The organism is Fodinibius sp., from assembly GCF_034521915.1.
Taxonomy (GTDB): Bacteria; Bacteroidota; Rhodothermia; order Balneolales; family Balneolaceae; genus Fodinibius.
The window spans coordinates 339,968-361,908 of sequence record NZ_JAXHLU010000001.1 but is presented as its reverse complement, the minus strand read 5'-3'; the positions used below and the strand labels follow the sequence as shown (position 1 = coordinate 361,908).

Annotated in this window: 17 protein-coding genes and 2 pseudogenes; 10 read left to right on the top strand and 9 right to left on the bottom strand. The window is 44.6% G+C overall.

Annotation, left to right across the window (positions count from 1 at the left end):
- Positions 1-24 precede the first annotated feature (24 nt).
- From U5J89_RS01635 to msrB, 8 genes are all read left to right on the top strand, one after another.
- Positions 25-2,274, top strand: coding sequence for a bifunctional (p)ppGpp synthetase/guanosine-3',5'-bis(diphosphate) 3'-pyrophosphohydrolase (locus U5J89_RS01635; RefSeq protein WP_322573865.1), 2,250 nt, complete (start codon positions 25-27; stop codon positions 2,272-2,274).
- Positions 2,275-2,437: 163 nt separating this feature from the next.
- The gene (locus U5J89_RS01630; RefSeq protein WP_322573864.1) at positions 2,438-2,770 is read left to right on the top strand and encodes an HU family DNA-binding protein; all 333 of its coding nucleotides are present in this window, start codon (positions 2,438-2,440) and stop codon (positions 2,768-2,770) included.
- Positions 2,771-2,772: 2 nt separating this feature from the next.
- Positions 2,773-3,228 (top strand): Holliday junction resolvase RuvX, encoded by a 456-nt coding sequence (gene ruvX, locus U5J89_RS01625; protein WP_322573863.1) that lies wholly within the window; start codon positions 2,773-2,775, stop codon positions 3,226-3,228.
- On the top strand, positions 3,200-3,769 hold the full coding sequence (def, locus tag U5J89_RS01620; RefSeq protein WP_322573862.1) for a peptide deformylase: 570 nt from the start codon (positions 3,200-3,202) through the stop codon (positions 3,767-3,769). The genes ruvX and def overlap by 29 nt, the downstream gene beginning before the upstream one ends.
- 8 nt (positions 3,770-3,777) lie before the next feature.
- Positions 3,778-4,692 (top strand): methionyl-tRNA formyltransferase, encoded by a 915-nt coding sequence (gene fmt / locus U5J89_RS01615; protein WP_322573861.1) that lies wholly within the window; start codon positions 3,778-3,780, stop codon positions 4,690-4,692.
- Positions 4,693-4,784: 92 nt separating this feature from the next.
- The gene (locus U5J89_RS01610; RefSeq protein WP_322573860.1) at positions 4,785-5,474 is read left to right on the top strand and encodes an ankyrin repeat domain-containing protein; all 690 of its coding nucleotides are present in this window, start codon (positions 4,785-4,787) and stop codon (positions 5,472-5,474) included.
- Positions 5,475-5,598: 124 nt separating this feature from the next.
- Positions 5,599-6,603, top strand: a complete 1,005-nt coding sequence (gene gap, locus U5J89_RS01605) for a type I glyceraldehyde-3-phosphate dehydrogenase (RefSeq protein ID WP_322573859.1) — start codon at positions 5,599-5,601, stop codon at positions 6,601-6,603.
- Positions 6,604-6,794: 191 nt separating this feature from the next.
- On the top strand, positions 6,795-7,244 hold the full coding sequence (gene msrB / locus U5J89_RS01600) for a peptide-methionine (R)-S-oxide reductase MsrB (RefSeq protein WP_322573858.1): 450 nt from the start codon (positions 6,795-6,797) through the stop codon (positions 7,242-7,244).
- 86 nt (positions 7,245-7,330) lie between these two features.
- Here msrB and leuB read toward each other — a convergent pair whose 3' ends face one another.
- From leuB to ilvB, 8 genes and pseudogenes are all read right to left on the bottom strand, one after another.
- Entirely contained in the window at positions 7,331-8,440 is a 1,110-nt protein-coding gene (leuB, locus tag U5J89_RS01595) for a 3-isopropylmalate dehydrogenase (protein ID WP_322573857.1), read from the bottom strand.
- The gene (locus U5J89_RS01590; protein WP_322573856.1) at positions 8,427-9,005 is read right to left on the bottom strand and encodes a hypothetical protein; all 579 of its coding nucleotides are present in this window, start codon (positions 9,003-9,005) and stop codon (positions 8,427-8,429) included. The genes leuB and U5J89_RS01590 overlap by 14 nt, the downstream gene beginning before the upstream one ends.
- Before the next feature lie 30 nt (positions 9,006-9,035).
- The gene (locus U5J89_RS01585; protein WP_416208489.1) at positions 9,036-10,349 is read right to left on the bottom strand and encodes a 3-isopropylmalate dehydratase large subunit; all 1,314 of its coding nucleotides are present in this window, start codon (positions 10,347-10,349) and stop codon (positions 9,036-9,038) included.
- Positions 10,350-10,527: 178 nt separating this feature from the next.
- Complete coding sequence (locus U5J89_RS01580; protein WP_322573854.1) at positions 10,528-11,712, bottom strand: 2-isopropylmalate synthase; 1,185 nt, start codon at positions 11,710-11,712, stop codon at positions 10,528-10,530.
- A 134-nt stretch (positions 11,713-11,846) separates the two neighbouring features.
- Positions 11,847-13,436, bottom strand: a complete 1,590-nt coding sequence (cimA, locus tag U5J89_RS01575) for a citramalate synthase (RefSeq protein WP_322573853.1) — start codon at positions 13,434-13,436, stop codon at positions 11,847-11,849.
- Entirely contained in the window at positions 13,436-14,461 is a 1,026-nt protein-coding gene (ilvC, locus tag U5J89_RS01570; protein ID WP_322573852.1) for a ketol-acid reductoisomerase, read from the bottom strand. Before ilvC ends, cimA begins: the two co-directional genes overlap by 1 nt.
- A 26-nt stretch (positions 14,462-14,487) precedes the next feature.
- Positions 14,488-15,012, bottom strand: a complete 525-nt coding sequence (gene ilvN, locus U5J89_RS01565; RefSeq protein ID WP_322573851.1) for an acetolactate synthase small subunit — start codon at positions 15,010-15,012, stop codon at positions 14,488-14,490.
- Positions 15,009-16,764: pseudogene (ilvB, locus tag U5J89_RS15860) on the bottom strand (biosynthetic-type acetolactate synthase large subunit). Before ilvB ends, ilvN begins: the two are co-directional and overlap by 4 nt.
- Positions 16,765-17,309: 545 nt before the next feature.
- Here ilvB and ilvD point away from each other — a divergent pair.
- Positions 17,310-18,990 (top strand): annotated as a pseudogene (ilvD, locus tag U5J89_RS01550) (dihydroxy-acid dehydratase).
- A 298-nt stretch (positions 18,991-19,288) separates the two neighbouring features.
- On the opposite strand, the gene U5J89_RS01540 reads toward ilvD, so the two are convergent.
- Positions 19,289-19,705: an OsmC family protein gene (locus tag U5J89_RS01540; RefSeq protein ID WP_322573846.1), complete on the bottom strand. Its 417-nt coding sequence runs from the start codon at positions 19,703-19,705 to the stop codon at positions 19,289-19,291.
- Between the two features lie 166 nt (positions 19,706-19,871).
- Here U5J89_RS01540 and U5J89_RS01535 point away from each other — a divergent pair, with 166 nt between their 5' ends.
- Positions 19,872-21,920: an OPT family oligopeptide transporter gene (locus tag U5J89_RS01535; RefSeq protein WP_322573845.1), complete on the top strand. Its 2,049-nt coding sequence runs from the start codon at positions 19,872-19,874 to the stop codon at positions 21,918-21,920.
- Positions 21,921-21,941 lie beyond the last annotated feature (21 nt).

Here is a 21,941-nt window from a genome sequence, read left to right as displayed (position 1 = left end):
TAAAAACTTCTTTGTGTAAGCTATATGGCAGATACAAAAACGAAATATGATATTGATCTGGACAGCTACATTCTGGATCCTCCTCAGCAAGAGGATCTTGATGAGCTGTTAAGAGTATGCCGTGAAAATTTGGAAGAGGTTGACGAAGACCTTGTTTCCCGCGCATTCAAGCTCTGCTATGTATCACACGAGGGTATTGATCGTGCCTCCGGTGAGCCCTACTACTATCACCCGGTATCTGTGGCGAAAATTGTGGCATCAGAAATTAATATTGATGACGTTTCGGTCGTTGCCTCGCTGCTGCATGACACGGTCGAAGATACGGAGGTGACGCTCGATGATATCAAAGAAAAATTTGGCGATACGGTTTCGCATCTTATTGACGGTGTGACAAAGATTTCGGGTGTTTTTAAGAGTCGCAACACCAAGCAGGCCGAAACCTTTATGAAAATGCTTCTGTCGATGGCAGAAGATATCCGCGTGGTGTTAATTAAGTTTGCGGATCGACTGCACAATATGCGTACCATACAGCATCTGCCGCGCGAGAAGCAGATGCAAAAAGCCTCAGAGACGATGGAACTGTATGCTCCGTTGGCCCATCGTTTTGGGCTTTTTAATATCAAAAGTGAGCTCGAAGATCTTTGTTTTAAAGTAATTGATCCTAATTCCTATAAATTTATTGCTCGTAAGCTTCGGGAAAAGAAAGAAGCCCGGGAAGCTTTTATCGAGGAGTTTATGGATCCCATCGAGGAAGAATTGGATGATCAGGGTTTTACGTTTGAGATGAAAGGGCGTCCCAAGCATATTTATTCAATTTTTCGAAAAATGCAGCGCCAGCAAAAGCCCTTTGAGGAAATTTACGATCTTTTTGCTATTCGCATTATTCTCGAGGAACCTCACACTAAAGAGGACTGCTGGCGCGTGTATTCTATTATTACTGATTGGTATACGCCTATTCCCAAGCGGTTTCGTGATTTTATTTCGGTGCCTAAAGCCAATGGCTATCAATCGTTGCATACAACGGTTATTACCAAAAAAGGACGCAAAGTTGAAGTGCAGATACGCACCCGCCACATGGATGATATCGCTGAAAAAGGGGTGGCTGCACACTGGAAGTATAAAGAGGGCAAAGAAGGCGGCTCTGAAACGCTGGATAAGTTTGTCCACTGGGTGCGCGATGTATTGGATAATCCTCGTCCCGATGCGGCAACCGAATTTGTTAAGGATTTTCAGCTGAATTTATATCAGGATGAAATATATGTGTTTACCCCCGACGGTGAGCTAAGAACGCTGCCGCAGGGAGCGACGCCTATTGATTTTGCTTTCGATATCCACAGTGAGATTGGAGAGCGGGCTATTGCGGCAAAAGTGAATGGTAAAATGGCACCGCTTCGCCAGAAATTGGATATCGGTGATCAGGTGGAAATCATTACGGGAAATAAGATCAATTTAAATCCCGATTGGATCAACGATGTTGTTACGCACAAGGCAAAGTCGAGAATTCGGCAGTACATCAAACAGAAAGAACGTCAGACGGCTGACGAGGGACGTGAAATCTGGGAGAAGAAAGCCAAGCGCGCTAATATTGAAATATCAGAACAGGATCTTACGCGCATTGCCCAAAAGCTGAAATTCGATTCTACGCAGGATCTGTTTTACGATATCGGAAAGGGCAGTTTTGATGTTAATGAGCTCTACGATGTTGTTAAACAGTTTACCAGTAAGGGACGCATTGAGGAGAAGGAGGATGAAGATAAGCCGGCTCCCGCAACGGAAGAGGAAATCCAAGAGACCTATATTAATGCTGCCCGGTCGATTAGCGATGACAAAGCACTGGTGATCAATGGTGAGCTCACCAACGTTAAATACAGCTATGCCAATTGCTGTAATCCCATTCCAGGTGATGATGTAATGGGATTCATCAGCCGAACCGGTGATGTGAAAGTGCATCGCTCAAATTGCAAAAATATTCATCATCTGATACAAACCGATGGCGAACGTATTGTGGATGTATCCTGGGCGAAAAATATTGACTCCAAATTTCTTGGTGCTGTTAAGGTGGTCGGTGAAGATCGCGTGGGTATGATTAACGACATTACCGATGTGCTTTCGAAGTCGCTTGAAACGAATATGAAAAGTATCAACGTAAATAGCGACAGTGGTATGTTTGAAGGCATTCTTACGGTCTATGTTGATGATATTGACCACCTCGGCCGTATTATCAATAAGTTGCAGAAGGTGGGAGGCGTAAAAAGTGTATTCAGGTACGAATAAGTCATTGTTTTCGTTACTACTTATCGAAGAAGATCATTTTTATCTCTGGGATAAAAGTAATATCATCAACCAGATAAAAAATTAGTGCTTTTCCACTATTGGAGACCAGGGACAAGAATAAAATAGTGGCGAATTACAGAGTTAAAAAGATCATTTTCAGATTATGATAACCTATACCAAAAGAGATATTGTAAGACGCGTTGCTGAGCAGATGGACGAACCAATGGTTCAGTCTGATCCATGGGTGAATGCAGTGTTGGACGCACTGCGCGAAACGATGATGGATGCAGATCCAACATGTCGGATTGAATTACGCGATTTTGGTGTTTTTGAAGTGAAAAAGACCAAAGCGAAGCCGAAAGCACGAAATCCGCGCACAAACGAAGAAATTTATGTGCCGCCTCATCGCAAAACACATTTTAAACCCAGTAAACTTTTAAAAGAATTTTTAAAGCAACCTCTTGATGAAGAGGAAGTAGAAGAAATGGAAGATTAGCCGTGGCAGAATATGGAAGAATAGTCGGTATCGATGTAGGAACAAAATGGATTGGCTTAGCCCGTACCGACTTACTAAAAACAGTCGCCAATCCCATAGGAACCTATCATGTTGATGACGTTTTTGAAGCGCTTGGTGAACAGGTTGCAAATGAAAACGTTGAGAAAATTGTGGTAGGATGGCCGCTTACTCCCGAAGGGGATGAAGGCAGGGCCATCAAGATGGTTGAGGAATTCCTGGCCAAGCTTGAGACACAATTCCCCGATATCGAAATAGCTAAAATTGATGAGCGCTATACTACAAAAGAGGCTGTTCGAGCAATGGTCGAAGCAGGCGTCCCTAAAATGAAACGTCGCGAATCTGACCGTGTCAATCAGGCCGCTGCCGCTATTATTCTCCAGAAATATATTGAACTTGTAAAAGCAGATAATGTCCGTATTACCGATCGTTACATATGATGACGAAGTGCTTCACAAAGAAGCAAAACCCGTCGAAAAAAATACTTCTGAAATACAGCAACTTATCGACGATATGTTCGATACTATGTACAATTCTGATGGAGTCGGACTTGCTGCTCCACAGATAGGGGAATTGCTCCGGATATTTGTAGCTGATGCCGGTCCCTTGACAGAAGAAGAGGGAGGCAGTAAATATGGGCCTATGGCATTTATCAATCCTGAGATCAGCTTTCAAAGTGAAGAGAAAGTTGATATGGAGGAAGGGTGCCTCAGCATACCGGGCGTTAACGCATCAGTAACCCGTCCCGAAAAAATTGTAGTAAACTATCTGGACCGTGATTTTAATGAGCAGAAACTGGAAATCGACGGTTGGCTGGCTAGAGTAATACAACATGAAACCGATCATCTTGACGGCATTTTGTTTTTGGATCATCTTTCCATGTTTAAACGCAAATTATTGAGTTCTAAGCTCAAAGATATTGACAAGGGACGTGCCGAGATAGATTATCCTACCGTTCCCAAAAAGCAAAAGGCCACATAGAGGTTCTTATGCGCATTGTATTCATGGGCTCTCCGGATTTTGCGATTCCCAGCCTGGAGAAATTGCACCAATCAGACCACGAAATTGTATCAGTTGTAAGTAATGTGGATAAGCGGCGCGGTCGACGTGCAAAACCTTCACCAACGGCTGTAAAAAGAAGAGCACTTGAACTGGATTTGCCGGTTATTGAAGTAGAAGAACTTGACGACTCCCGCTTTTATGATAAGCTCAAGGCATTAAACGCTGATCTGTTTGTTGTTGTTGCATTTCGCGTTTTGCCACCGAAAATTCTTGATCTGCCCCAAAAAGGGTCGATTAATCTGCATGCTTCACTGCTTCCCAAGTATCGAGGAGCTGCTCCCATTCATTGGGCAATTATGAATGGAGAAGAGAAGACCGGCTGTACGGTGTTTTTTCTGGATGAAAAAGTTGATACCGGGAATATCATTGTGCAGCGAGAAACCGATATTGGTCCCAATGAGACTACGGGCGATGTGTACGAGCGCCTTAAGAAAATGGGCAGTGAATTGTTATTGGATGCTGTCGATCAGATAGAACAGAATTCCTATCAATTGATGGAACAGGATCACGATAAAGCAACGCCGGCGCCTAAATTATTTACAGAGGATTGTAAGATTGATTTTAGTAAAACGGCCGAAAAGGTTCACAATAAAATCCGTGGTCTTAGCCCATTTCCAACGGCATGGGCTATGCTGGACGATCTGAAGTTTAACATGTACCGATCAGAAATGGGTCCTTCCATAGATTTAGCTCATGGACGCCTGCAGATGTATAATGATGATCTTATTGCGGGTTGTAAAAACGGAAGCGTAGTACTGAAAAAAGTACAACTGGAAGGTAAAAAGCGAATGAGCGGGAAGGATTTTATGAACGGCTATAACGGCCATGGAATGCTTCATTAAAATATCCCAAAAAGGAAATTTATTTTGACAAATAATCAGATAATTGTCATATAATCACTTTCACTTTTATCCTACAATAAAATAATGTTGATATGGAGTTATCACCACTGCTGGATGCCGCAAAAAATGGAGACTTGGCCCAATTAAAGAAGCTCAGTGAAGATGAGTATGATGTAAATGAGACTGCAAAAAATGGGGTCACTGCACTTATTTTAGCAGCTGAAAATAACCAGGCCGAGGTTGTCGATTTTTTATTGGATGAGGGTGCTGATGTTAATGCCTCAACATCAATGGGGGGCACAGCTGTTAGCAGGGCAGCCGAAAATGGACATGTCGATATTATTCAAAAGTTGTTGAACCACGGAGCTAAGGCCGGTGACTTGAGTCTTATTGCCGCGGCCCGCGAAGGAAATTTAGAGGCCGTTAAACTATTGGTCGAAAATGGTGCTAATGTTAATGCTGAGCAGAGATGGGGGCAGACTCCTTTAATGCTTGCTGCCAGAGAAGGTCATTCCGATATTGTTAATTATTTGCTGGCAAACAAGGCAAAGATAAAAGTGAAAGACAAAGATGGTCATTCAGCCCTGTCACTGGCTTTGGATAATGATAATGTTGAAGTCGCAAGTCAATTACGGCGGGCCGGTGCAAAGGCCGATGCTGCCAATGAACAAGAATCTGATCTGGATGATGAAGATGGTGATGATCTTCTTGATACAGATGAGATTGATGATTTAATAGATGAAGAAGAGATTTCCGAAGATATCGATCTGGATGAAGATTAGTGGCAAATTAATTAAGGAATAGTTTACAAAAGATCGTTTGAACTCTTATTTTTAGTTGAAAGTCAATAACACGCGATTTTAATATCGCGAGAACTTTAACGAAGTAACGAAAAGGTTACAATTTATGAGTAAAATTAATATAGGTATTAATGGTTTTGGGCGCATTGGAAGATTGGTAGCGCGATCTATTATGGCGTACCACAAAGATGAAATTAATATTGTAGGTGTTAACGATTTAATGGATGCTGAGACGCTTGCCTACCTCTTTAAACGTGATTCTGTTCACGGTACTTATCCGGGTGAGGTAAGCCATACTAAGAACAGTATTACGATTGATGGAATGAAGATTGGAGTTTCAGCAGAAAAGGACCCTTCCAATTTGAAATGGGGAGAGCGCGGTGCTGATATTATTGTAGAATCAACGGGGTTCTTCCGCACAAAAGAAGAGGCATCCAAACATTTGGAAGCAGGTGCTGAGAAGGTAATCATTTCTGCTCCGGCAAAAGGTGACGGTGATGTAAAAACCGTAGTGCTGGGGGTAAATGATGATATTATTGATGACAACGCCCAAATCTACTCCAACGCCAGTTGTACGACCAATTGTCTGGCGCCGATGGTAAAAGTTCTTGATGATAGCTTTGGCCTTGAAAAAGGATTTATGACCACAACCCATGCGTATACGGGTAGCCAAAATATTCTGGACGGTCCGCACAAGGATCCTCGTCGTGGACGTACCGCTGGATTAAATTTAGTACCAACAACAACTGGAGCTGCGCAAACGGTAGAATTAGTGATGCCCGAAATTAAGGGTAAGTTAGATGGAAGTGCTGTTCGGGTTCCTGTTGCGGATGGTTCACTGACTGATCTTACGGCCATTCTTAGTAAGGATGTTACCGTTGAACAGGTTGACAAGGCGTTCAAGGATGCTGCTAATGGTGCCATGAAAGGGGTATTGGCTTATTCAGAAGAAGAGTTGGTTTCTACTGATATTTTAGGTGATCCCCATTCTTGTATTTATGACAGCGGCTTTACCAAAGCGAACGGCAACCTTGTTAAAATTCTTGCCTGGTACGATAACGAAGCAGGATATTCGGCTCGTACTGCTGATTTAATCAAAAAAATTGCATAAATCTAAGATTAAGATATAGTCCACTTCAGAAGTGGACTATATCTAATTTAATATCCCTTAACGGGACGTAGCGCAGTCCGGTAGCGCACTTCGTTCGGGACGAAGGGGTGTCCCGATTATTCGGGATCGTCCCGACAATAAAGGTCAGATTTATTCTGGCCTTTTTCTTTTTAATAGTCTAGTTGAAGCTTATGATTGATTGGAAACAGGTAAATGAATACGCAGGAAAAGGTAATCCTGAACCGCCGAGAAGAGTTGAAAAAAATGATGAAGAGTGGAAGCAAGAACTTACCGACGAGCAGTTTTATGTAACTCGAAAGCATGGTACGGAGCGGCCGGGGACAGGCGAATATTGCGAAAGTCACAAGCCGGGTTTGTATGCCTGTGTTTGTTGTGGCACAGAGCTCTTTGATTCTACCGATAAATTTGAGTCAGGCTCGGGCTGGCCCAGTTTTGGGGAGCCTGTAAAAGATAATGTCGTTAAATATGAAGAAGACTACAGCCACGGAATGCAGCGCATTGAAGTATTATGTAATGTCTGTGATGCACATCTGGGGCACGTTTTTCCTGATGGACCCAAACCCACGGGACTGCGATACTGCGTGAATTCAGCATCATTGCAGCTTGTCGCAACAGAGTAAACCGAATAAGCGCTTCCTATATATTAATGCTTTTGGATGTATTCTCATTAGTTGTATAAAAATTGGAGTATTCTTTCTCTGCTTATTTAGAGTAAGTTTCCTGGTTTTAGATTGGGACTTAAATGTTTGTCGATTGCACTTCCTATCTCAGATGTAGTGGCACGGTATTCCTTTGTTGAATGACCATAAATGTCAGCGGTTCGAAATCCATCTTCCAGAGTACCTTTAATGGCTTCTTCAATTTCAAGGGCAGCTTCGGGCATATCCAGTGAGTAACGACACATAAGTGCGACTGAAGCAATGGCAGCTATCGGGTTAGCAGCTCTTTGTCCGGCAATATCGGGTGCCGATCCATGAACAGGTTCGTACATGGCAAACTCTTCGCCGAGACTGGCCGAAGGTAGCATACCAATAGATCCGGTAATCATAGAAGCCTCATCGCTGAGAATATCTCCAAACATATTGCCCGTTAGAATGACGTCGAACTGTTTGGGATTACGTACGAGCTGCATTGCGCAATTATCAACCAGCATGTGCTGGAGTTCTATTTCGGGCCACTGTTTGGCTGATTCCTGTACTGTTTTTCGCCACAACCGTGAAGAATCCAATACATTGGATTTATCCACAGAAATGATCTTTCTATTTCGATTTGCGGCTGTTTTAAAGGCGGCATGAGCTACCCGCTCAATTTCTTCGGTTGTATACGACAGGGTATCTACGCCCCGCTCCCCGTTTTCCGTTTGTTCGATAAATCGCGGCCTTCCAAAGTAAATTCCACCGGTAAGTTCACGGACAATCATGATATCCACCCCACTGACGATTTCTCGTTTCAATGGGGAGCTTTGCAGAAGTGATTTATAGGTGGTGATGGGGCGGAGATTTGCAAAAAGATCGAGCTCTTTTCGTAGTTGTAACAGAGCTGCTTCAGGCCGCTTATCTTTAGGTTGATCGTCCCACTTGGGACCTCCGACTGCGCCCAACAGCACTGCTGAACTTTCTTTGCATGCCTTAAGGGCTTCTTCCGTAAGGGGACGTCCGTAGCGATCGATGCTGGCGCCTCCCACCGGGAAGCTTCGAATCCTTAGTTTTTTGTTGTGCCGCTTGCAAACGGTTTGCAGTATTTTAATTGCTTCTTTGGTCACCTCCGGTCCGATACCATCGCCCGGTAATACAATAAGTTCTTTAGTTTTTGACATCAATCATTCCCTCCTTTCGTGCAAATTCAAAAATTCCACCAGCATTTACAATATTGGCCACACTTCCCAGTGGACGAATTTCGTAACTGGTATTCTGGGTGATATTTATTACCGTTTGTTTTTCGGGATGGATTTCAATTTGATCACCGGTTTTTACTTCCTGACTAAGGTCCTGAAGACTTTCATAGGGAATAACAAATCCGCCATCCACTGAATTACGATAAAAGATACGCGCGAAGGTGGGGGCTATAATGGCCTCAACACCGGCAATATCGAGCGAAGCCGGAGCGTGTTCACGAGATGATCCGCATCCAAAATTGGGACCGCCTACGATGATGGAAAACTCACTTTCAAATTGATCATCATCCACCAGTGGGATGTTTCCTTGCGGAAGCCCCGATTGCTTATCGGGAACCCCGGAAAGGGCATGTCGACCGTAAAATTTTCGTTCTTCGGGATCATCGAGGCTGTAAACAAGATGCTCGGCCGGAATAATTTGGTCGGTATCAATGTTTTTACCGAGCACAAACGCTTTTCCTTTAATAGTTTGATTTTGTTTTGACATAGCTATCAATAAGTAATGGGTTAGTAGGTTCTAAATAATAGTTTGGTGAATAAAAACGCGCGGATCCGTAATCTTTCCGGTAACGGCAGATGCAGCTACCGTATAGGGAGAGGCCAAATAGACTTCCGATTCTTTGGATCCCATACGTCCCGGGTAATTTCGGTTTGTGGTAGAAATACATACCTCCTGATTGTTGAGCCGGCCGAAAGTGTCGGAGGGTCCGCCAAGGCATGCCGCACATGAGGCCTGACCAATTTTGCAGCCGGCTTTTCTGAAGATATCGATTAGTGGTTTGCCGTTTACGGTTTCGGTTTCGAGTCCATCGGCAATTTCGGTAGTAGCGGGCACAACGTAAGTATCAATTTTGAGATCATTGCCGGCAATAATTTCGGCCGCGGCTTTAAAATCTGACAGCTTTCCACCCGTGCATGATCCGATGTATGCCTGATCCAGCGTCGTACCTTCGAGCTCAATAGCTTTTGCTTTATTATCGGGACTGTGTGGTTTGGCAACCATCGGAACCATCTCTTCTAAGTTATATCGATATTTGGAGTGATAGTTGGCATCGGGATCACTGTACACCGGTTCAAAAGGTTTGTCAGTGCGCTGTTTAACGTATGCTTCTGTTGTGGCATCGGGTTCCACAACGCCATTTTTGCCGCCCGCCTCAATTACCATGTTGGTGAGGGTCATACGGTCTTCCATTGTCATGCAGCTTATTCCCGGTCCTCCGAATTCCATGGTGCGGTAAGTGGCTCCATCAACACCAATATCGCCAATAATTTGCAGGATGATATCTTTGGCCATCAAATAGGGAGGCATGGAGGTGCCGTGAAATTCAAAACGCATAGTCTCGGGTACTTTTACCCAAAGTTGACCGGTACCCATAATAAAGGCCGCATCGGTGTTGCCAATGCCTGTCGCAAATTGTCCGAACGCCCCGGCGGTACAGGTATGCGAATCAGTGCCAAAAAGTATTTCGCCGGGACGGGTAAATCCCTCTTCGGGCAGGGCAATATGACAAACGCCTTTGTAGTCTTCAGATCCCACATCATAAAAATAGGGCAGGTCTTGATCTGCGGCAAAAGCTCTCAGGATATCCACATTACGATTAGCGTATTTGTCTTCGGTAAAAATATAGTGGTCAGGAATAATGACGAGCTTTTCTTTATCCCAAACGCGGGCACCTTCGCCAAATTGGTCTTTAAAAATAGAGATAGAGGGCGGGCCACATACATCGTGTGTCATAAGTACATCCACGTCTACCCATACGCTTTCACCGGGTTCCACGGATGCGGCACCGCTGTGATTCGCTAAAATTTTTTCTGTAAGAGTCATTCCCATAATGCTAAATGTTTTAATATTAAGTAGTTAGAAATTTTAAATTTGTTTTTCAGTTGAAATTGATCAGGTATCAGGCCCCTTAGTCATCAGTATTCAGCTATCAGCAGCAACTACCTGACAAATAGCTGACGGCTGACAGCTTCTCTGTTTGCGCGGGAGCTGTACTCTTCGAAATAATTTATAGGGTTCTGATATCGTCTCCGGATATTTTTCTTTGGGGTAATGTTTGGCTGATAAGATTTAGCAAGTCTTTTTCGCTGACTTTCTTTTTCTCATCAGCAAGATCAGTGAATTTCATGTATACTTGGTTCAATTTGTCCTTGGTAAGGGCATACCCCATTTTTTGCAGTTTTTTGTCCAGTGCAAAACGGCCTGAATGCTTGCCGAGCACAATTTTATTGCTTTTAAGTCCTACCGACTTGGGTGTCATTATCTCGTAAGTCATAGGATTGTTAAGCACCCCGTGCTGATGAATGCCCGCTTCGTGAGCAAAAGCGTTATCGCCTACAACGGCTTTGTTTGGCTGCACTTTGTGACCCGTAATTTCTGATAATAACTTACTGGATGGCACAAGCTGCTCGGTTACAATATTCGTGCTCATTTCTTCCTCACGGGTGGCAATAGCCATCACAATTTCTTCGAGTGATGCATTGCCGGCGCGTTCTCCAATTCCATTGATGGTGCATTCAATTTGCTGTGCGCCATTTTTCAAAGCCATAAGCGAATTGGCAACACCTACGCCAAGGTCATTGTGGCAGTGGACACTTAGAGTAGCTTGGTCAATATTAGGGACTTCTCGTCGAATGCTTTTAATGAGTTGGCCAAATTCCCAGGGCATGGCATAGCCTACCGTATCGGGCACATTGATGACGTTAGCTCCCGCATCGATGACGGCTTCAAATATTTCGAACAAAAACTCGGGATCGCTTCGTGAGGCATCTTCAGCCGAAAACTCAACTTCATCGCAGTATTGTTTAGATAATTCAACAGCTTTTATTGCCGATTCCATCACCTCTTTGCGATTTTTTTTGAGCTTGTACTTCATATGAATATCAGAAGTGGCAATAAAAGTGTGAATGCGCGGTTTAGCAGCCGGTTCCAGTGAGGCTGCCGCTCGTTCGATGTCTTTTTTAGTAGTGCGGCAAAGGGCCGCCACTGTGCTTTGAGTGATGTTTTTGCTGATTTCACGCACGGTATTAAAATCACCTTCCGAAGCAATGGGGAAGCCGGCTTCGATAACGTCAGCTTGCATGCGTTCGAGCTGAAGGGCAAGCCGCAGTTTTTCATCTTGATTCATGCTGAATCCGGGAGATTGTTCACCGTCGCGAAGGGTCGTATCAAAAATTTGAATTTGTGTACTCATAATAGTGATCAGGTGGATTTTTAATCGACGTTTGTACAATAATTTTTTGGTGATCGTGGAGTAGGTACAATAGATTTAAGGCAGTCAGCAGACTGCGTAGCTGGGGCTTTGGTAGTCGGTTTAACAAAGTCATGTTATATAGCTTTTTGATTATGTGTTCGATATTGTTGTGATAAATAGTAGTTAAAACTGTCTGATAAGGCTTCCCAACTGGCGTCAATGATATTTCTGGAGACGCCAACAGTGGTCCATGAATCCTGGGGATGAGCCGAGTCGATAAGTACCCGTACCTGTGCGTCAGTTCCATCTCTTTGATTGAGAACCCGCACTTTGTAATCCTGTAGGTGCATGTCTGCAATTTCCGGATAGAAGCGATGCATTGCTTTGCGGAGTGCTTTATCGAGGGCATGAACGGGGCCACTGCCTTCCGCAGCACAGTGTTCCATCTGTCCATTTACGGAAAGACGAATTGTGGCTTCGGTTCGGGAGGTGCCGGAGATATTCTTCTCTACAATAATCCGGAAGCCCTCGAGCGAGAAAAATTCCTCATATTGATCCTTCATTTTTTTGACGAGCAGTTCAAACGAAGCCTCTGCGGCCTCAAACTGGTAGCCATTATTTTCCATCTCTTTAAGCTTATCTACGATCGCAGAAATTTCATTACTATCATTATTTACGTCGATGCCCAGTTGGCTGGATTTAAATCGTATATTGCTTTTGCCTGATAAATCAGAAACAAGAACGCGTCGTTTATTGCCCACCTTCTTGGGAGGGATATGTTCGTAGGTTTCTTCATTTTTCATCACTGCGCTCACATGGATGCCGCCTTTGTGAGCAAAAGCACTTTTACCCACATAGGGTTGACGGTCGTTGGGATTTAGATTCGCAACTTCGCTCACAAAATGAGAGAGCCCCGCAAGGTGAGCCATATTATCTTCGGGCACACAGTAATAGTTTTGTTTAAGCTGTAGATTGGGGATAATGGAACAGAGATTGGCATTGCCACATCGCTCCCCATACCCGTTGATAGTACCCTGTACATGAGTGCACCCGGCATTTACAGCCGTTATAGAATTGGCCACGCCAAGCTCACAGTCGTTGTGAGCGTGAATTCCAACTTCTGTATTTATATGCTTTTGAACTTCTGTAATAATTCGGGTGATATCCGCCGGAAGCGTACCACCATTGGTATCACAAAGTACAATCGTATCAGCACCGGCCGTTTCGGCGGCTTTGATAGTATTCAGGGCGTAATTGGGATTGGCTTTATAGCCATCAAAAAAGTGTTCGGCATCATATATAACTTCTTTGTGATGCTCTTTGAGATAGTGCACCGAGTCGTGAATGATACGGATATTTTCTTCCGCCGTAGTTTGCAAGGCTTCATTTACATGAAGCAGCCAGCTTTTGCCAAAGATCGAAACCGTTGGCGTTTCCGCTTCAATAAGTCTCTGGATATTCGGATCATTGTTGGGATCTGTGTCGGTCCGGCAGGTACTGCCAAATGCCACAATACGAGCGTGTTCAAAAGTGTGCTCGCGGGCCCGGGCAAAGAATTCCATATCTTTGGGATTGGAGCCCGGCCAGCCTCCTTCGATGTAGTCGATGCCAAAACGGTCGAGTCGCTTGGCGATGCGCAGTTTGTCCTGAGCTGAAAAAGCTACCTTTTCGCCCTGCGTGCCGTCCCGGAGCGTAGTATCAAATGTGTAGATTTTCTGATCCATTATTCAGCGGCCTCGTCAACTTCACTTTCCTCTTCCAAAATTCCTTCCATCATAGAGCGCAGTTGTTTGCCCACTTTTTCAATCTGATGGTCACCTAACTGTGATCGCAACTGCTTGAGATTGGGAATGCCATCTTCATTTTCTTTGATCCATTCGTCGGCGAAAGCCCCGTTTTGTACCCGCTTGAGCACGTTTTTCATCCGCTCCTTGTTGACTTCATCAATGACTTCCGTTCCACGAGTAAGTCCGCCGTATTCAGCGGTATCACTTACGGAGTAATACATGCGTTCAATGCCGCCCTCGTACATCAGATCCACGATAAGTTTGAGCTCGTGCAGGCACTCGAAATAGGCAATTTCGGGTTGATATCCCGCTTCGGTAAGTACTTCAAAGCCCTGTTTTACCAGTTCAGAAACGCCTCCACAAAGTATGGCCTGTTCGCCAAAAAGGTCGGTTTCGGTTTCTTCTTTAAAAGTGGTTTCCAAGACGCCTGCGCGGGTGCCTCCAATAGCTTTGGCGTAGGCCAGTGCGGTATCTTTGGCGGTTCCCGTATAGTCTTGGTCCACGGCAATAAGGCAGGGTACGCCCGATCCCTTTTTATAAACTCTGCGCACCAGGTGCCCCGGACTTTTGGGAGCGATCATAAATACATCCACATTCGAGTCGGGTTGTATTTGATTAAAGTGGATATTGAAGCCGTGGGCAAATGCAAGGGCATTGCCATCAGAAAGGTTCGGTTTTATCTCTTGCTCATATACATTCGCCTGGTATTGATCGGGGATAAGCACCATTACAATATCTGCTTTCCGAGCTGCTTCGGCAATTGAGTAAACATCAAGACCTTTATTTTTGGCCTCAGTGCGTGATGAACTGTCCTTCCGAAGACCCACGACCACATCTACGCCGCTATCTTTGAGATTTAATGCGTGTGCATGACCCTGACTTCCATATCCAATGATGGCTACCGTTTTATCAGTCAGAAATTTGAGATCTGCATCTGCGTTATAATATGTTTTTGCTTCCATAATAGATATTAATTGAGTATTTGTTGTTAAACTGATCCTTTGAATTCTCTTTTAAGTGCTACAGTACCGGTTCGTGCCAGTTCGATAATGCCGAATGGACGTACCATGCCGATAAATGCGTTGATCTTGTCGCGATTGCCGGTGATTTCTATGGCCAGGTTATCTGGACTGATGTCGATAATTTTGGCGCGAAAAATATCGGTAATCTGCATTATTTCGGATCGTGCCGACCGCTGTGCCTTAACTTTTACCAGCGCCATTTCGCGTTCTACAAAGCTTTGATGGGTGAGATCGGAAACCGTTACCACATCGATAATTTTATGCAGTTGCTTAGTGATTTGCTCGATAATTTGCTCATCACCGTGCGTGGTAATAGTGATTCGTGCCAGCCCTGTCTCTTTTCCTGATCCAAAACTGATACTGTCGATTTCAAACCCCTTGCTGCTGAAAATCCCGATAATGCGAGAAAGCGCATTGAGGTTATATTTTACCACCACCGAAAGGGTGTGCTTTTTTGGGCTGGTTGCTGTACCGTTCTGTGTTGAGCTCATTCCTTATCCCCCAAAACCATTTCATTTAATGCCGCTCCCGAGGGTACCATCGGATAGCAATTTTCACGTTCGTCAACCCGGAAATCCATAACAACCGGGCGATTGTCAATTTCCATAGCCTTGGAAAGCACTTGCTCCATCTCATTTTTATTGGATGCCCGGAACCCGGCGGCACCATAACTTTCAGCGAGTTTGACAAAATCAGGATTCCCTTTTTTGAGAATAGAATGACTGTATCGCTCATCGTAAAATAGTTCTTGCCATTGCCGTACCATGCCAAGGCATTCGTTGTTCATGATGGCAATCTTGAGGGGCACTTCGTACTCCACGGCCGTTGCCAGTTCATAGGCTGTCATCTGAAATCCACCATCACCGGTAATGCATACAACCGGACGGTCGGGACAGCCAAAATAAGCTCCCAGCGCGGCAGGAAAACCATAGCCCATAGTGCCCAGTCCACCCGATGAGATCCACGAGCGGGGATAGTTGTAGGTATAATGTTGAGCAGCCCACATTTGGTGTTGCCCTACATCGGTCACTACAATGGCTTCTCCGTTGGTGATGTCAGAGATCGATTCCATCATCTGCTGCGGTTTAATTTTGTTGTCCTCATCAGGTATTTTCAGCGGATGTTCCTCTTTCCACTTATTGATGGTTTCCCACCAATCATCGGTCTCTGGCTTGTTCAGTATGCTTGTCAATTTCCGGTAAAACGTGTTTTACATCACCGACAATGGGCACGTCAACTGCTACATTTTTTCCGATGTTCGCGGGATCAATATCAATGTGTATTTTCTTTGAGTGGGGAGAAAATCCCTCCAGATTGCCGGTAACGCGATCATCAAACCGGGCCCCAACAGCAAGCAGAACATCGCATTCGGTCGTGGCCATATTGGCATAATAGGTGCCGTGCATGCCCAGCATTCCAAGCGATTGCGGCTTGCTTTCTGGAAAGCCGCCTAATCCCATAAGGGTAGTGGTAACGGGAATATTGTGATTTTCGGCCAGGGCGGTAAGCTCTTTCCAGGCCTCACCAAGGATGACTCCACCGCCGGCATAAATCAGGGGTTTTTTGGCTTCACTAAGCAATTCAGCAGCTTTTTGGATTTGCGTGAAATGACCTTTTTTGGTGGGTTTGTAACTTGGGATCGATACTTTATGGAGTCCGCTAAACCGTCCTTTTGCTTGAAGCATATCCTTGGGAAGATCCACTAATACAGGCCCCGGACGTCCACTGGTAGCAACATGAAAGGCTTCGCGAACCGTCTTTTCCAGCTCATCCACATCTTTAACCAGGTAATTATTCTTTGTGATGGGACGCGTAATGCCAACAATATCTGCTTCCTGGAAAGCATCATTGCCGATCATTTCTCTGGGAACTTGTCCGGTAAAAACGACGATCGGTATTGAATCCATTGCCGCTGTTGCAATGCCTGTTACGGTATTTGTACCGCCCGGACCCGATGTCGCCATTACTACGCCCGGTTTGCCCGTGGCTCTGGCATATCCATCGGCGGCATGCGAGCCGGCCTGTTCGTGTCTGATGAGAACATGGTTGATATCATTATTGTCAAACAGCTCATCATAAAGGGGTAAAACGGCACCGCCCGGATAGCCGAATACGGTATCAACATTGAGGTCTTCCAGTGTTTTAATGAGAATACCAGCTCCGTTTAATACGGGTGATGGCTTTTCTGTGACAGATTTCTTTTGGTTCTTATGGTTGCTTGTATTTGCTTTTGCAGATTCCATGTGACCTCGCAGATATACTTTTCCCGCCAGAGGTCAGAAGAAAGTTTAAATATGATCAGGAATTCAGTTTCTAACCTCTGGCTGTTATGGTTAGTTAATAATTAGGATTAGGTTAATAATGCCAGAAATTAGAATAGATAGAATAATTAGTAGGTTTAGCAGACCTATTACAGACTCTATACTAATTATTTCTACTATAGAAGAGATAGAAACAGCTAAAGAAGTGAAGGGAGAGAGCAACGAATGTACAAGCAACATAAAAATACCATCAGCATTGAACAGATCGGAAAATACTCCCGATTGTTTGTCTAATGCGTTAATATTTATTGCTTGTGAATTCAATTTCAGCTATTTCTTTCAAATAAGAATCAATATTATAGGTAACGGATATTCTCTTGTCAAATTTAATTCTGATTACAGATTATTTGTATTGTTCTCTTGAATAATCTTTGGATTATTGTAGCTTTTTGTCTTTTTGTATAGAGAATATTTCAATCGTTTGGCAGTCTCTTATCACAAAATATAAATTGTCTAAAACGCCGTTTATGTCTCACAAGCTCAATAAATACAGTTCAAGACTTACAGAAAAAGAATCGCAGGTTGGCTCTCAGGCTATGCTTTATGGCGCCGGCCTTACCGATGATGATATGAAGAAGGCACAAGTCGGTATTGCCAGTACTGGGTGGGAGGGGAATCCATGTAATATGCATTTAAATGATCTTGCTGTGCACGTTCGCGACAGTGTGTGGGATGCGGGACTGGTTGGTTTTGTGTTTCACAGCATAGGTGTGAGCGATGGAATTTCGATGGGGACCCAGGGAATGAAGTATTCCTTACAGTCGCGCGAAATTATTGCGGATTCAATTGAAACGGTGATGCGAGCACAGTGGTACGATGGCAATATCTCGATTGTGGGATGTGATAAAAATATGCCGGGCTCAATTATGGCTATGGCTCGCTTTAATCGTCCTTCAATTATGGTATATGGAGGCACCATTCGACCGGGAAAATTAAATGGAAAAGATCTCGACGTGGTATCGGCTTTTGAATCTTATGGACAGTATTTGTCGGATGAGATAAGCAAGGATGAAATGCATGATGTGCTTCGGCACGCTTGTCCCGGGGCCGGAGCATGTGGTGGAATGTACACTGCTAATACGATGGCATCCGCTATTGAAACGATGGGAATGAGCTTGCCCTTCAGTTCCTCAATTCCTGCAACCCATCAGCAAAAAATAGAAGAATGCCAACGGGCGGGAAATGCTATATTTCATTTACTTGAGGAAGATATCAAACCACGTGATATTATTACTCGAAAGGCCCTGGAAAATGCAGTGACGATTACTGTCGCTCTGGGCGGATCAACTAATGCAGTGATGCATTTGCTGGCCATTGCCCGTTCTGCAGAAGTCCCATTTACGATTGATGATTTTCAAGAGATTAGTAACCAAACACCGTATTTGGCTGATTTAAAACCAAGTGGTAAGTATGTAATGGAGGATCTTTACAATGTGGGGGGCGTTCCGGCAGTGCAAAAATTGCTACTTGAAGAAGGATATCTGCACGGTGATTGCCTGACGGTTACCGGAAATACGCTTGAAGAAAATGTGGCGGATGTACCTGGTCTTTTTGAGGAACAGAATATTATTTCGCCCATCGATAATCCTATTAAAGAGACCGGCCACCTGCAAATTTTATACGGTAATTTGGCTTCGGAGGGAGCTGTTGCCAAAATTACGGGGAAGGAGGGCACGCGTTTTACCGGTACGGCGCGTGTATATAACTCCGAGGAGGAAAGCCTGAAAGGTATTGAAGGCGGAGAAGTCCAAAAGGGCGATGTGGTTGTAATCCGTTACGAAGGACCCTAAGGGTGGGCCGGGAATGCGCGAAATGCTTTCCATCACGGCCGCCATTATGGGGGCTGGCTTAGGGAAGGATGTGGCCCTGATTACCGACGGACGTTTTTCGGGTGGTTCGCACGGTTTTGTAATTGGTCATGTTACGCCGGAGGCACAGGTTGGAGGTGCTATTGCGCTAATAAAAGATGGGGATACGATTACGATTGATGCGGATACTCGGGAAATTGATGTTCACCTTTCAAAAGATGAGCTGGAAGAGCGCCGCAAGAATTGGGAGGCTCCACCTTTGGATGTAAAAAGCGGATCACTTTATAAATATGCCAAATTGGTTTCGTCAGCTTCCGAGGGTTGTGTTACGGATAGGTGAGAGCGTTCAAATCTTCAGGTATTTAAATTTTTGGAGAGTTGAGATAGAGAAATACTTTTTGGGTACTATTAAAGCCTGAAAAATAGAAAGCGCGGGAATTAATTCCCGCGCTAAAGATCGATATAGATTTTAGTACTCAAAGTAAATAACCTGAGTTAAAAACTAGGCCCTCGCGTATTTGGCTGAATCGAACACAAAACTCGAGTTCAGATAAAATGGCGTGGAGTGCTCTCGGTATTCGTTATGCTCGTTTAGGTGCGAATGGCTTTCTTTTTCGGTTTTTGAGAGCTTTCCGATATTAGCTGGATCTTATTTCATAACTGTAGGAGATCTCAGATCCTTTTTCGAGAGCCTTTGAAACCGAGCAATACTTGTCGAGTGACAGATCAATAGCTCGTTCCACCTTCTTTTCTTCGAGATCGCCGGTGAAAACAAAATTCAGCTGGATGGTCTTAAATTCAGAATAGGTTCCGGCGGATTGTTTATCACCATCGACGATGACTTGTAAATCTTCGAGTGGTTGTTTCTGCTTTTCCAGAATTCCAATAATATCGATAGCACTGCAGCCGCCAATTCCTGCGAGTAATAACTGCATGGGACTAAATCCTCCTTCGATTCCTCCTATTTCGGTTGTCCCATCCATGCGAATTTTGCCGCCTTCTTCATTTTGGGCTTCCATGTGCAAATCTTCAAGGTGATCGATCGTAATTTTCATAGTAGGTGGTTGTATTCTTTACTGATATTTTGCAGCCCAAAGTACAAAAACACCGATAGTAAGCAAAGAGTAGGGATGAAAATGGCAACCGGTTAATCTGCCTCTTGCTTTCTTGTTTAGTTCTTTTAATTTGCAGCGAATCAACCAGAAATAACGGGGGAATGATTTGAGTGACGAGACCAAGCAATTTGTACCGTATGTTCGAGCGGAGGATGATTATCCGCAAATAACATTTAAAGCGGTAATTCTGGGAATTTTGCTTTCGGCCATTTTGGCCGGTGCCAATGCCTATCTGGGATTAAAAGTGGGGATGACAGTCTCGGCCTCCATTCCGGCGGCCGTTATTTCCATGGCAGTATTACGGATGTTTAAAGAGTCAAATATCCTGGAAAACAATATTGTGCAGACGGCGGCATCGGCCGGTGAATCATTAGCTGCGGGAGTTATTTTTACCTTACCCGCCCTTATTTTGCTCCGCTACTGGTCAGACTTTCCTTTCCTCGATACCATGGCCATTGCCATGTTTGGCGGGATTCTTGGAGTACTTTTTACTATTCCACTGCGAAGAGCTCTCATCATCGAGAAGAAGCTTAAATTTCCGGAAGGCGTTGCTACCGGTGAGGTGTTGAAGGCGGGGACCGAAGGTGGTAAGGGTATTGTACAAATTGCCTGGGCCGGTCTGGCTGCCGCACTGTATAAATTGGGACAAACAGGATTTAAATTGTTTTCGGGATCAGTAAGCGGATCGGTGACAGCTGGTAAATCTATCTTCGGGATGGGGACAGAACTGTCGGTGGCTCTCCTGGGAGTCGGATATATTGTGGGATTAAATATTGCGGTACTCGTCTTTGCAGGGGGACTCATTTCATGGTTGTTCGGAATTCCACTGTACATGGCATTTGCAAGTCCTGCTGATGTCGCCGAAGTCGTTGGAAATATGAGTGGATACGATGCGGCCCTCGAAATCTGGAGTCAAAAGATTCGCTATATGGGTGTTGGAGCCATGGTTGTTGGAGGTATCTGGGCGTTGATTTCACTTGCCAAACCACTGAAGGATGGAATCGCATCATCATGGGAAGCGGTTAAGAAAGCTCGTACCGGAGAAAGTGCCGATATACCACGCACCGAGCGTGATATGCCTATCAATTACGTGTTATGGGGAATCATTGGATTAGCCGTCCCGATCTTTATCGTGTTCACCCAGGTTATTGATACAACGCATCTGCCGGTATCGAGCGGACTGTATTGGACCACAATGGGAATAGGTGCTGTATTTTCGTTAGTGGCCGGTTTTCTATTTTCTTCTGTTGCCGGATATATGGCCGGTCTTGTAGGGTCATCCAATAACCCTATTTCGGGGGTAACCATAGCTACTATTTTGGCAACGTCACTGATACTATTGGCTCTTTTGGGTTCTCAGCTTGATTTCTCAGTTGATACGGGAAGAGCTCAGGCCGCTGCAGCTGCGGCAATTCTGGTTGGGGCAATGGTGGCTTGTGCCGCTGCTATTGCCGGTGATAATATGCAGGATTTAAAAGCGGGTCAGATCGTAGGGGCAACTCCGTATAAACAGCAAATTATGCAGATTGTGGGTGTTGTTTCGGCAGCCTTAGTTATTGCCCCAATATTGAGTTTACTGTTCAACGCATACGGATTAGGTGGGGTTTTGCCGCGTGAGGGAATGAGTTCCGCAGAAATGTTGAGCGCTCCACAAGCTACGCTCATGCAGTCAGTGGCTGAAGGGGTATTCGCCCGCAATTTGGAATGGAATATGATCTGGATAGGAGCGGTTATTGCGGTGGCTATTATTATTTTGGATAAAATCCTCGAATCCAAAGAGTATGAATTTCGAACGCCCGTACTTGCAGTCGCAGTTGGGATATATCTGCCTCTTGAACTTACAGTACCTATTTTTATCGGAGGTATGATTGCATGGTGGGCCGGACGAATGGTGGTCAATCGAGCAAAACAGGAAGGAGCCGATGTGGAAGCCGCTAAAACTAAGGCAGAGCGCAGGGGATTATTGTTTTCATCGGGACTAATAACTGGAGAGGCACTGATTGGTATAGTGTTGGCCATTCCGTTTGCCATACAGGAGAGTACCGATGCTATCAGGTTAGTTCCGGAGTCATTTGCACCGTTTGCCGATTGGCTGGGCGCATTGGCAGCAGTGTTTTTTATAATTTGGCTATACAAAGTAGCCGTTAAGAAATAATCAAATGTTAATTATAAACAG

Bases quoted from the DNA above. Each gene is read 5' to 3' on its own strand.
- U5J89_RS01635 (WP_322573865.1), top strand. From the start codon at position 25: ATGGCAGATACAAAAACGAAATATGATATTGATCTGGACAGCTACATT.
- U5J89_RS01630 (WP_322573864.1), top strand. From the start codon at position 2,438: ATGATAACCTATACCAAAAGAGATATTGTAAGACGCGTTGCTGAGCAG.
- def (WP_322573862.1), top strand. From the start codon at position 3,200: ATGTCCGTATTACCGATCGTTACATATGATGACGAAGTGCTTCACAAA.
- fmt (WP_322573861.1), top strand. From the start codon at position 3,778: ATGCGCATTGTATTCATGGGCTCTCCGGATTTTGCGATTCCCAGCCTG.
- U5J89_RS01610 (WP_322573860.1), top strand. From the start codon at position 4,785: ATGGAGTTATCACCACTGCTGGATGCCGCAAAAAATGGAGACTTGGCC.
- gap (WP_322573859.1), top strand. From the start codon at position 5,599: ATGAGTAAAATTAATATAGGTATTAATGGTTTTGGGCGCATTGGAAGA.
- msrB (WP_322573858.1), top strand. From the start codon at position 6,795: ATGATTGATTGGAAACAGGTAAATGAATACGCAGGAAAAGGTAATCCT.
- leuB (WP_322573857.1), bottom strand. From the start codon at position 8,440: ATGTCAAAAACTAAAGAACTTATTGTATTACCGGGCGATGGTATCGGA.
- U5J89_RS01590 (WP_322573856.1), bottom strand. From the start codon at position 9,005: ATGTCAAAACAAAATCAAACTATTAAAGGAAAAGCGTTTGTGCTCGGT.
- U5J89_RS01585 (WP_416208489.1), bottom strand. From the start codon at position 10,349: ATGGGAATGACTCTTACAGAAAAAATTTTAGCGAATCACAGCGGTGCC.
- U5J89_RS01580 (WP_322573854.1), bottom strand. From the start codon at position 11,712: ATGAGTACACAAATTCAAATTTTTGATACGACCCTTCGCGACGGTGAA.
- cimA (WP_322573853.1), bottom strand. From the start codon at position 13,436: ATGGATCAGAAAATCTACACATTTGATACTACGCTCCGGGACGGCACG.
- ilvC (WP_322573852.1), bottom strand. From the start codon at position 14,461: ATGGAAGCAAAAACATATTATAACGCAGATGCAGATCTCAAATTTCTG.
- ilvN (WP_322573851.1), bottom strand. From the start codon at position 15,012: ATGAGCTCAACACAGAACGGTACAGCAACCAGCCCAAAAAAGCACACC.
- U5J89_RS01540 (WP_322573846.1), bottom strand. From the start codon at position 19,705: ATGAAAATTACGATCGATCACCTTGAAGATTTGCACATGGAAGCCCAA.